This window comes from Synechococcus sp. RSCCF101 (assembly GCF_008807075.1).
GTDB lineage: Bacteria > Cyanobacteriota > Cyanobacteriia > PCC-6307 > Cyanobiaceae > RSCCF101.
In genome coordinates this window covers 2,215,041-2,225,681 of record NZ_CP035632.1, presented here as the reverse complement: position 1 = coordinate 2,225,681, position 10,641 = coordinate 2,215,041, and the positions used below count along the sequence as shown (strand labels likewise).

Genomic DNA, 10,641 nt, shown 5'->3' with positions numbered 1-10,641 from the left:
CTGGCGGTGCTGCTGGTCGCCTGCGGCGGTGCCCCCCCACGGAGGTGGCCCTGCACGAGGCCGAACCGGGCGATCTGCTGGTGAGCGTCGCTGGCGAGCGGGTCTATCTCGCCGGGAGCTTCGAGCCGGGGGTGCCCAACGGCCTCTACGACGGTGAGGTGCGGGTGGTGGGACCCGAGGGCGACGAGCGCCACGCGGAGGTGAACGCCGTCTGCAGCATGCCCGACCTGCCGGGCTGGCCGGCCTACGACAACATCTACGGCCGCTGGCTGGAGACGCCCGGCAGCGCGGGAGAGGAGGGGGGCGACACCCACTGGCAGACGTTGCTGCCCTTCGAGGGCGAACCCAGCGAGAGCGGACCGGAGCCCAGCCCCGCCTGGGCCCAGCGGCTGGCGCGCAACCTCTGCCGCAAGGGAAGCTTCAGCGACACACCGCCCCAGGACCCCATCTGAGGGGCCGCCTCACCCGGCCGCCCCACAGCATCCACGGGAGGGCATGACTCTCATCAATCGGCGCAATCAGGGCAGCGTTGGCATAAAGAATGAGAACCATTATCGCCTCAATCGCTGCATCTGAGGCGCGGGAGAGTTCCGATGGGCTGATCTGCAATCGCTTTCGTAGTGATCGTCACCCTTCCGGTGCAGGCGCAGGGGTTTGATCGGGAATGCATGTCTGATCGCTGATGCCGAAGACCCTTTTCAAGGTGGATCTCACCAAGCCCATGGATCAGCAGGAGCTGCCGGGGCACAACCGCTGGCATCCCGACATCCCCGCCGTCGCATCGGTCAATCCGGGCGAGGTGTTCCGGATCGAATGCAAGGACTGGACCGACGGTCAGATCAAGAACAACGACAGCCCCCAGGACGTCGCGGACGTGAACCTGGAAGTGGTGCACGTGCTGAGCGGCCCCATCTGGGTCAACGGCGCCCAGCCCGGCGACATCCTCGTGGTGGACATTCTCGAGGTGGGCGCCCTCCAAGGTGACGAATGGGGCTTCAACGGCATCTTCGCCAGGGAGAACGGCGGCGGCTTCCTCACCGACCACTTCCCCAAGGCGGGCAAATCGATCTGGGATCTGGAGGGCATCTACACCAGCTCCCGCCACATCCCCGGCGTGCGCTTCGCCGGCATCACCCACCCGGGCCTGATCGGCTGCGCCCCCTCCCACGAACTGCTCAAGGAGTGGAACCGGCGTGAGACCGAACTCGTCAACACCGCCCCCGACCGCCGCACCTACGGTGCCGGCCTCTCCGGCAGTGAGCCGGTTCTGGCGGCTCTGCCCAACCCCAACAGCGCCATCCTCGGCACCACCGCCGCATCGGACTTCGAGCGCATCGCCAACGAGGCGGCCCGCACCGTGCCCCCACGGGAGCATGGCGGCAACTGCGACATCAAGAACCTGACCAAGGGAACGCGCATCTACTTCCCTGTCTACGTGGAGGGCGGCAAGCTCTCGATGGGCGACATCCACTTCTCCCAGGGAGACGGCGAGATCTCCTTCTGCGGAGCGATCGAGATGTCCGGCTACCTCGATCTGCATGTGGATGTGATCAAGGGTGGCATGGCCAAGTACAGCATGGTCAACCCGATGTTCAAGACCAGCCCGGTGGAGCCCCACTACAGCGATTACCTGGTGTTCGAGGGGATTTCGGTCGACGAATCCAGTGGCAAGCAGTACTACATGGATGTGCACATCGCCTACAGGCGTGCCTGCCTCAATGCCATCGAGTACCTGAAAAAGTTCGGCTACACCGGCGAGCAGGCCTACATGCTGCTCAGCTGTGCGCCGGTGGAGGGTCGGGTCAGCGGCATCGTCGACATCCCCAACGCCTGCTGCACGCTGGCGATCCCCACCAGCATCTTCGAGAAGGACATCCTCCCCTGCTGACGACCCCCGGTCGCCCCTGCGGGCCCGGCAGCGCTCCTGCAGCGCCGCCGGGCCCTTCGCTCTGCCACGCAACAGCCCATTCCAGCCAATGCCCGTCTACGAATTCCGATGCACCAGCGGCGACTGCCCCACCTACGAGGTGTGGCGTGAGATCGACCGCCGCGACGTCGACACCGACTGCCCGGTCTGCTCCGCCCCGGGCCAGCGGATCTTTCAACCGCCCATGACCCTCTCCAGCGGACTGCGCCTGAAGCAGGAACGGCGCGAACCGGAGCTGGTGAGCCGCAAAAATCTGGAACCGCGGGCCGAGAAGCCGCGGCTCAAGGAGAGCACGGCCCGACCCTGGATGGTCACACGGGGCTGCTGAGCCCCGTGCGGGGGAGAGGGTCAGACGGTGAGGAACTCCTCGATCACCGCGTCCGACAGCTGTGAGGTGGGGCCGCTCGAGACGATGCCGCCCCGCTGCATGGCGTAATAGAAATCCGACTGGCGCACGAAGTGGAGGTGCTGCTCCACCAGCAGAATGCTGATGCCGGTCTCCTTGATGATGCGCTGCACCGCGCGCTCGATGTCGAGAATGATCGACGGCTGAATGCCTTCGGTGGGCTCATCCAGAAGCAGCAGCTTGGGCTTGCCCAGCAGTGCCCGGGCAATCGCCAGTTGCTGCTGCTGACCACCGCTGAGATCACCGCCGCGACGGTTCAGGAACTGCTCGAGGATCGGAAACAGCTCATAGACGATCGGGTCGATGCGGCGGTTGCGCCCCATGCCACCGGGCAGGGCCTCCATGCCCAGCATCAGGTTCTCCCGCACGGTGAGCCGGGGAATGATGTCGCGCCCCTGGGACACGTAGCCGATGCCATGGCGCGCCCGCTGGTGAGGCGGCTGACGCAGCAGCTCCTGGCCCTGGTACTCGATCACGCCGGAGCGCTGGGAGAGGAGCCCGATGATCGTCTTCAGAAAGGTGGTCTTGCCCACCCCGTTGCGACCGATCAGGCAGATCATCTCGCCTTCGGGAATGTGCAGATCCACATCGCGCAGGATGTGGCTCTCGCCGTAATACACATTCAGGCCACTCGCCCTGAGGATGGTCTTGGTGGCGGTGGGGTGGACGGTCGTCTGGGTCATGGCGGGGAGCAGGCAGATGGATCAGCGGGGGGTCAGTCGTCGTCGGATTGGCCGAGATACACCTCGATTACGCGCGGATCGGCCTTCACGTCATCCAGGCTGCCTTCGGTGAGCAGTTTGCCCTGGTGCAGCACGGTCACAGGAGCCGCGAGGGAGCGAATGAACTCCATGTCGTGCTCGATCACGACAACGGTGTGCTCTCCGGCCAGCGACTTGATCAGCTCAGCCGTGCGATCGGTTTCCTCATCGGTGAGGCCGGCCACGGGCTCATCAAGCAGGATGATGTCCGGCGACTGGGCCACCAGCATCGAGATCGCCAGCCACTGCTTCTGGCCGTGCGAGAGGGAGCCGGCTTCCACCTTCGCGTAGGGCGCCAGGCCCACATACTCCATGATCCGGTGCACCTCATCCTTCACCGCAGGCTCCAGGGTTTCGGCAAACAGGTGATAGGCCGTCTTGCGGGGTGACGCCGCCAGTTCCAGGTTGCGGATCACGGTGAGGTTCTCGAACACGCGCGGGGTCTGGAACTTCCGGCCCACACCCATGCGTGAGATACGCTGCTCAGACTTGCCGCTGAGGCTGCCGCCCCGCAGCAGCACCGAACCCTTGGTGGGCTTGACCTTGCCGGTGATCACATCGAGGAAGGTGGTCTTGCCGGCGCCGTTCGGGCCGATGATCGAACGCAGCTCTCCTGGCTGCAGGCTGATCGAGAGGTCGGTGAGGGCGAAGAAGCCGTCGAAGTCGACGCTCACGTCCTTCAGTTCAAGGATGGGAGTGGCCATGGCGGGTGGTGACGCGGAAGTGGATGAAAGGATCAGCTCCGGGAAGAGGGGCTAGACCTTCTTCTCGATGGTTTCGGCTTCCATCTGGATCGATTCGTCGAGATCGATGCGCGGGTAGGTGTCGGTCTTGGGCGCGATGCCGAAGGCGGCGAGCATGGAAGTGAAGCCGCCCTTGGTGAACCAGCCATAAATGCCATCCGGCATCAACACCACCACGAAGATGAACAGGCCGCCCTGAACGAACAGCCAGACCTCGGGCAGCGCCTCACTCACAAGGCTGCGGAGGTAGTTGACCACCACGGCGCCGATGATCGGTCCGATCAGGGTGCCGCGGCCTCCCACGGCAACCCAGATGACCATCTCGATCGACATCGAGATCGACATGAACTGCGGCGAGACGATGCCGGATTGCACCGTATAGAGCGCGCCGGAGATACCGGCGAGGGCACCGGCCACCACGAACACCACCACCTTGAAGGGAACGGGGTTGAAGCCTGCGAAGCGAAGCCGCTGCTCGTCATCACGAATGGCGATCAGCGCATCACCGAAGCGGCGTGTGGTGAGGGCTTTGCAGATCAGATAGGCAATGGGGAGCAGAATCAGGGTCAGGCGGTAGAAGATCAGCTGCGAACCATCGGAACCCACCAGCTGGCCGAAGAGTTCGGTGGTGCTGGTCTTGAGGCCGTTGGTGCCATTGACAAGCTTCTGCTGGCCGTTGAAGAAGTGAAAGAACACCATCAACGACGCCTGGGTGATGATCGAGAAATAGACGCCCTTGATGCGGTTGCGAAAGATGAGATAGCCCACCAGCCCCGCCACCACAGCCGGAATCACCCAGATGGCCACAAGGGTGACCGGGAACGACCAGAACGGCTGCCAGAAGAAGGGCAGCTGGTCGACGCCGTAGTTCTCAAAGAACTTGGGCAGGCCGTTGGAGCCGGTGGTGAAGTCGTTCTGGGTGACCAGCAGCAGGTGCATGGCGATGGCATAGCCACCCAGGGTGAAGAAGATGCCCTGGCCCAGGCTCAGCAGACCGGTGTAGCCCCAGATGAGGTCGATTCCAAGAGCAACGATGGCGAGCGAGAAGTAGCGACCGAAGAGATTGAGCCGGAACTCACTCAGGATCGATGGGAGCACGAAGAAGGCGAAGGCCAGAAGGATCCAGGGGATCAGCTTGCGGAAGAGGGTCATGGCAGGGCAGCGATGGCAGGATCAGGCCTCAACGGAGCGTCCCTTCTGCGGGAACATGCCGCTGGGACGGAACTGGAGGAAGGCGATGATGAAGATGAAGATCAGCACCAGCGACATGCTGGTGGTCGCGAAGAACTCCACCACGGCCCTGGCGGCGCCGGGCATGTCCGGGAAGGCGATGAGCAGCGAACCGGAACCGATGATCGATTGAATGATCCCCAGCAGCATCGAGGCAATCACGGTTCCCACCAGATTGCCCACACCACCGAGCACGATCACCATGAAGCAGGACACGATGTAGGACGCGCCGAGGTTGGGACCAACGGACCCGAGCAGCGCGATCGCACAGCCGGCCACTCCGGCCAGGCCGGAGCCGAGTCCGAAGGTGATGCTGTCGACGCTGTCGGTGGGAATGCCGAGGCAGTTGCTCATCTCCCGGTTCTGGGTCACCGAGCGGATGCGCAGCCCCCAGACACTCTTGCTCAGGAACCAGGCGACAGCGGCCAGCAGCACCGCCGAGAGAATGATGATGAAAATCCGGATGCCCGGCAGCTCGATGCCACCGATGTTGCCCCAGCTTCCCGACAGCCACTTGGGCGCCGTCACATCAATGTTGCGAGGACCGAACCAGGGGGAGGAGAGAAAACGGACGCCGGACACACCGTTGATCAGGGCCAGGCCGGCCGCGGAAGCCGCGATCCAGATCACGCCGCGCAGGTAGGGGAAAAAGGCCTTGCGCTTGATGCCGGCGGGAATGAAGCGCGGCACCAGCAGACCCACGACCACCGTGAGGGCCACACCCAGCGTCATCGCCAGTGAGACACTGCGAACCAGCTGAATCAGGATCAGGCTCACACCCCAGGTGGCCAGCAGGGTTTCCAGGGGGCGACCGTACAGCTGGCGGATCAGGGTCTTCTCCAGAACCACCCCCACCACCGCGGTGACGAGAAAAGCAGCAACCAGCGCCACGGGGTAATACAGCTGGAACAGGCCTTCTCCAAGGGGGCGGAAGAGGTTCTGAACAACAAAGGTCACATAGGCGCCGATCATCATCAGCTCGCCATGGGCGAGGTTGATGACGCCCATCAGGCCGAAGACGATGGCGAGACCTGTGGCCGCAAGCAATAGCACCGAGCCGATGCTGACGCCATCAAGAAGTTGTGAAAGTACGAGGTCCATCGGCGGCGGAGGGTAAAAAAAAGGGTGGATCCGAGATCCACCCGTCGTCCATCAAGTCCCTGAGCCAGGGATCACATCTTGAACTTGCCCGCGTCAGGACGATCCTGAGTCCAGTCGCAGGTGTAGCCCTTGGTCTCGGGCACGAACTGGTTCCAGGTGATCGGGGGAACCGGCTCGCCGCTGTCCCAGAGAATCTCGAACTGACCGTTCTCCTGAACCTTGCCGATCCGGACGGTCTGGGAGATGTGGTGGTTGGGGTACATCTCGATCGGGCCCTGGGGCGCATCGAGCTGAATGCCGATCATCGCCGTACGAACGGCATCGAGATCCTCGAAGGTACCGGCCTTCTCAACAGCGGCCTTCCAGAGGTAGACCATGTTGTAGGCCGACTCCATCGGGTCGTTGGTGACCCGGTCCTCGCCATACATGGAGAGGAAGGCTTCGTTGAAGTTGTTGGCGGCCTCGGTGCCGAGCGACATGAAGTAGTTCCAGGCCGCGTAGGTGCCGGTCACATACTCAGGACCGATCTGGCGGATCTCCTCCTCGGCGATGGAGAAGGACATGATCGGATACTTGTCCGGATCGATGCCGGCGGCCTTGAACTGCTTGAACAGAGCGACGTTGGAGTCGCCGTTCAGAGTGTTGATGATGATGCCGCCATCAGGGAATTCCTCCTTGATCTTGGCGATGATCGGAGCCACCTCCGTGTTGCCCAGAGGGATGTAGTCCTCACCAACGGTTTCACCACCCAGGCTCTTGACCTGTTCCTTGATGATGGTATTGGCGGTACGGGGGTAGACGTAGTCGGAACCGACCAGATACACCTTCTTGCCGTAGGTGTCGCCGTAGGTCTCAAACAGCCAGTCAACAGCCGGTTCAGCCTGCTGGTTGGGAACAGCGCCGGTATAGAAGATGTTGCGGGAGCACTCCTGCCCTTCGTACTGAATCGGGTAGAAGAGCATGTGGTTCTTCGCTTCATAGACCGGAAGCATGGCCTTGCGGCTGGCCGAGGTCCAGCCACCGAAGACGACGGCCACGCCATCGGCATCGATCAGCTTCTGGGATTTTTCAGCGAAGGTGGGCCAGTCGGAGGCGCCGTCTTCGGAGGTGGCGACAATCTTGTAGCTCTTGCCGTCCACTTCGACGCCACCGGCGTCGTTGATCTCCTTGATCGCCATCTCCTCCACCTCCTTGAGGGTGGTCTCGGAGATGGCCATCGTTCCACTCAGGGAGTGGAGGATGCCCACTTTCACTTCGCCGTCGAAGTCACCACCGGCGGTGTCACCACCACCGCCACCGCCGCAGGCCGTGATGGTGACGCCCAGGGCTGTTGCTGCGAAGCCGGCAGCAACACGCTTGGCAAGGGAAATGTTCATAAAAAGGTCACACGTTGGATGTGTACGCCAACCTGGCGGCGACTGGAACGTAAAGAAGGGGGTAACCCCAACCTGTAACCGTTGAGACAGATCCTCGAACCCTCACCGCGAGGCGGGGGCATTCGGTAGCTGTTGCAACAGGAACGCCAGCACGGTCTCGACACCCTCACCGCTGCGCAGGTTGGTGAAGCACCAGGGCCGCTCGCCCCGCATCCGCCGCGTGTCCCGCTCCATGACGCCCAGGTCGGCCCCCACCCGCTCCGCCAGATCGGTCTTGTTGATCACCAGCAGGTCGGAGCGGGTGATGCCCGGGCCGCCCTTGCGGGGGATCTTGTCGCCGGCGGCCACGTCGATCACATAGATGCAGCAGTCGACCAGCTCCGGGCTGAAGCTCGCCGCCAGGTTGTCGCCGCCGCTCTCCACCAGCACCAGGGCCAGATCCGGGAAGCAGCCCTCCAGCTCCTCCACGGCCGCCCGGTTGATCGAGCAGTCCTCCCGGATGGCGGTGTGGGGGCAGCCGCCGGTCTCGACCCCCCGGATCCGCTCCGGCGCCAGGGCGCCGGCCCGCGTCAGGAACTGGGCGTCCTCCTGCGTGTAGATGTCGTTGGTGACCACCGCCATCTCGAGCCGGTCCCGCAGCCGGCGGCAGAGGGTCTCCACCAGGGCCGTCTTGCCCGATCCCACCGGTCCGGCCACGCCCACCCGAAGCTGACTCATGCTCGCCGCCTCCCGGAGAGGCCAGATCCGCTCAGGCGCATTGTGATGAGCGGCGCCGGCTTCCGTCAGCTGCGGAACAGGCGGGAATAGAGCTCTCCGTGCTGCAGCTGACTGATGGAAGCCCCCACCCCGCCGGTCCAGAGCGACCCGGGGTCCTCCTGCAGGCTGCGTGAGGCCTGCTCGAGGATGCGTCCATCCAGGGCCTGCAGCACCGCCTGGGCCTCCGTCGGCCCGAGGGGCACCAGGCGCACCGCCGCGCTGAGCTGGCTGGCGCACCAGCTGTGCAGGTAGCCGATCACCAGATCGGGGGCGGGGATGTCCCAGGCCGTGCCGGCCCAGGCCCAGGCCGCCGTCCAGCCCGGGCCGCTCGACGCCGCGGCGGTCCAGTCGCCGGGGGCGGCACAGCCCAGCCCCTCGAGCACCTGCAGCAGCGAACGGCCCATCTGCCGCTGCTGGGCCCGCACCGGAGCCGCCTCACGCATGGCCAGCAGGCGGCCATCGCGATCGCGCAGCCGCTCCCCGGCCGCCGCATCGCCCTCACTCCAGCTCTGCCAGTCACTGAGGAAGGGGGGCAGGCTCGCTGCTTCGATCCGCACACAGCCCCGCTCCAGCTCCGCGGCGAGCCAGCCCTCCACGGTCGCTGCATCGATGACGCGGTTCTGCTGCACCAGGCTCTCGAGACCCTCGGAGTAGCTGAAGGCCCCCACCGGCAGAGCCGGGCTCACCAGCTGCATCAGCCGCAGCAGCGCCGGGCTCATGGCTGCGGCTCCGGCGGCACCGGGGCATGACTGTGGCTGTGGGGATGTCTGTAGCTGTGCAATCCAGCGCTGCCGTAGGCGCCGGGTTCCGGCGCGAAGGGGCCCTGGCTGCGTTCCACCTGCACGCCCAGCCCCTGCAGCATCGCCTCGAGCACGCCATCGGCCAGCAGGGTCAGCTGGGTGTCGGTCACCTCCAGCGCCACGTGGCGATTGCCCAGGTGGTAAGCCGCCCGCATCAACGCAAGGGGAGCACCCCGCACCCGCAGCAGCGGCTCGATCGCCGCCTGCACCTGCACCCAGAGGAGGCCGTCGCCGGTGCCGAGCCATTCGCCGGGCCGCAGCGGCACGGTTCGCTCCAGCTGCAGCAGCACCTCGGTGCCCTCCACACACCGCCGCCGGCCCCGCAGGCGGGTGCGCTCATCGGCGGCCAGAGCCAGTCGAAGGTCCGTCCGACCGGACGGCGGCGGATCGGGGCGGGCACAGCGCCGGGTGAGCACAGGCACCGCGGCGGACGAGCCGGGAGAGGGATGCGGCATGGGAGGGCAGCGGCGCGGGCAGCCGGGCGATGGCGCGGGTCGTCGTGCTGACAGCCAGCTGGCAGCATGCGGATCCCGGCACCCTGCATCCTGCCGGCCGACCCCGAGCTGCGGTGCCCGCTCCCGACTTCTGCAGCCGGCCCGATGGGGCAGCGCCGGATGTGCCCGCGGCGGATGGCTGGCAGGCCGCGGCGGAGCTGCGCTTCAGCCGCCGGAGAGCAGCGTCGGCGCCCACCCTGCATCAGGCGCGCTGCACGGCGCCACTGAAGGTGATGCGGGCGCGGCAGGAACCGGACGGGCGCTGCACCCTGCCCCTGCTTCACACCGCAGGCGGCCTGGTGGGGGGCGATCAGCTGGGCGTGGACATCACGCTGGAGGCGGGCAGCCGCGCCCTGATCACCAGCACCGCGGCCCAGAAGGTCTACGGCAGCATCGGCCTGCGGCTGGGCACGCCCGATGGGCGCTGGGCCCGGCAGCGGGTGCGCTGCCGGCTGGAGCCCGGCAGCGACCTGGAATGGCTGCCCCAGGAGCTGGTGCTCTACCGCAACAGCCTGTTCGAGCAGCGGCTCGAGCTGGACCTGGCCGAGGGGGCCTCCTTCCTGGCCTGCGACGTGGTGCGCCTGGGCCGCACGGCGGCGGGGGAGGGGCTGGGAGAGGGCCAGTGGCGCTCCGCCCTCGAGGCGCAGCGGCGCAGCGAGTCCGGCCGGCGCTGGGAGCTGGTGGACCGGCTGGCGCTCGATGCGGAGGCCGCGGCCGGACTGCACGGCCTCGACGGTCAGAGCGTGGTGGGCACCCTGGTGTGGCTGGCACCGCAGCCACTGAGCGGCGGCGATCTCGCCGGCCTGCTGGAGCGGAGCCGACGGGATCGCGGCGACCTGGTGGGGGAGATGGCCTGCGGCGCCCTGGACCAGGGCCTGATCGCCCGCTACCGGGGACCCTCCTGCCGCGATGCCCGCTTCTGGTTCACCCGTCTGTGGCGGGGCATCCGTGCCGTCCGTGGGCTGAGCGAGCCGGAGGTGCCGCGGGAGTGGCCGTTTCAGGAGGCGCCTCTGGAGCCGGCGGAGGCTGACGGCGGCTGAGGCAACT

The 10,641-nt window shown here is 65.9% G+C and carries 12 protein-coding genes; 4 read left to right on the top strand and 8 right to left on the bottom strand.

Annotation, left to right across the window (positions count from 1 at the left end):
- Positions 1 to 44: 44 nt before the first annotated feature.
- The 3 genes from EVJ50_RS10850 (at position 45) to EVJ50_RS10840 (ending at position 2,255) form a co-directional block, all read left to right on the top strand.
- Positions 45 to 452 carry a hypothetical protein gene (locus tag EVJ50_RS10850; RefSeq protein WP_150883961.1) on the top strand — a complete coding sequence of 136 codons (408 nt, stop codon included), beginning with the start codon at positions 45 to 47 and terminating at the stop codon, positions 450 to 452.
- 230 nt (positions 453 to 682) lie between these two features.
- Positions 683 to 1,888 (top strand): formamidase, encoded by a 1,206-nt coding sequence (gene fmdA / locus EVJ50_RS10845; protein WP_150883960.1) that lies wholly within the window; start codon positions 683 to 685, stop codon positions 1,886 to 1,888.
- Between the two features lie 88 nt (positions 1,889 to 1,976).
- The gene (locus EVJ50_RS10840; protein ID WP_150883959.1) at positions 1,977 to 2,255 is read left to right on the top strand and encodes an FmdB family zinc ribbon protein; all 279 of its coding nucleotides are present in this window, start codon (positions 1,977 to 1,979) and stop codon (positions 2,253 to 2,255) included.
- A gap of 20 nt (positions 2,256 to 2,275) precedes the next feature.
- Here the strand turns inward: EVJ50_RS10840 and urtE are convergent, their stop codons facing one another.
- The 8 genes from urtE to ureE all read right to left on the bottom strand — a co-directional run bounded on the left by urtE (position 2,276) and on the right by ureE (position 9,555).
- A complete protein-coding gene (gene urtE / locus EVJ50_RS10835) occupies positions 2,276 to 3,016 on the bottom strand; it encodes an urea ABC transporter ATP-binding subunit UrtE (protein ID WP_150883958.1) in 741 nt (246 codons plus the stop codon).
- Between the two features lie 32 nt (positions 3,017 to 3,048).
- Positions 3,049 to 3,798 (bottom strand): urea ABC transporter ATP-binding protein UrtD, encoded by a 750-nt coding sequence (urtD, locus tag EVJ50_RS10830; RefSeq protein ID WP_150883957.1) that lies wholly within the window; start codon positions 3,796 to 3,798, stop codon positions 3,049 to 3,051.
- Between the two features lie 51 nt (positions 3,799 to 3,849).
- The gene (gene urtC / locus EVJ50_RS10825; protein WP_150883956.1) at positions 3,850 to 4,989 is read right to left on the bottom strand and encodes an urea ABC transporter permease subunit UrtC; all 1,140 of its coding nucleotides are present in this window, start codon (positions 4,987 to 4,989) and stop codon (positions 3,850 to 3,852) included.
- A 21-nt stretch (positions 4,990 to 5,010) separates the two neighbouring features.
- The gene (gene urtB, locus EVJ50_RS10820; protein ID WP_150883955.1) at positions 5,011 to 6,168 is read right to left on the bottom strand and encodes an urea ABC transporter permease subunit UrtB; all 1,158 of its coding nucleotides are present in this window, start codon (positions 6,166 to 6,168) and stop codon (positions 5,011 to 5,013) included.
- Between the two features lie 71 nt (positions 6,169 to 6,239).
- Positions 6,240 to 7,544 carry an urea ABC transporter substrate-binding protein gene (gene urtA / locus EVJ50_RS10815; protein ID WP_150883954.1) on the bottom strand — a complete coding sequence of 435 codons (1,305 nt, stop codon included), beginning with the start codon at positions 7,542 to 7,544 and terminating at the stop codon, positions 6,240 to 6,242.
- A gap of 102 nt (positions 7,545 to 7,646) precedes the next feature.
- Positions 7,647 to 8,261 (bottom strand): urease accessory protein UreG, encoded by a 615-nt coding sequence (gene ureG / locus EVJ50_RS10810; protein WP_150883953.1) that lies wholly within the window; start codon positions 8,259 to 8,261, stop codon positions 7,647 to 7,649.
- 65 nt (positions 8,262 to 8,326) lie between these two features.
- The gene (locus tag EVJ50_RS10805) at positions 8,327 to 9,019 is read right to left on the bottom strand and encodes an urease accessory protein UreF (protein ID WP_150883952.1); all 693 of its coding nucleotides are present in this window, start codon (positions 9,017 to 9,019) and stop codon (positions 8,327 to 8,329) included.
- On the bottom strand, positions 9,016 to 9,555 hold the full coding sequence (gene ureE / locus EVJ50_RS10800; RefSeq protein WP_150883951.1) for an urease accessory protein UreE: 540 nt from the start codon (positions 9,553 to 9,555) through the stop codon (positions 9,016 to 9,018). The genes EVJ50_RS10805 and ureE overlap by 4 nt, the downstream gene beginning before the upstream one ends.
- Before the next feature lie 29 nt (positions 9,556 to 9,584).
- On the opposite strand from ureE, the gene EVJ50_RS10795 reads away from it, so the two are divergent.
- Complete coding sequence (locus EVJ50_RS10795; protein WP_150883950.1) at positions 9,585 to 10,634, top strand: urease accessory protein UreD; 1,050 nt, start codon at positions 9,585 to 9,587, stop codon at positions 10,632 to 10,634.
- Positions 10,635 to 10,641: the final 7 nt, after the last annotated feature.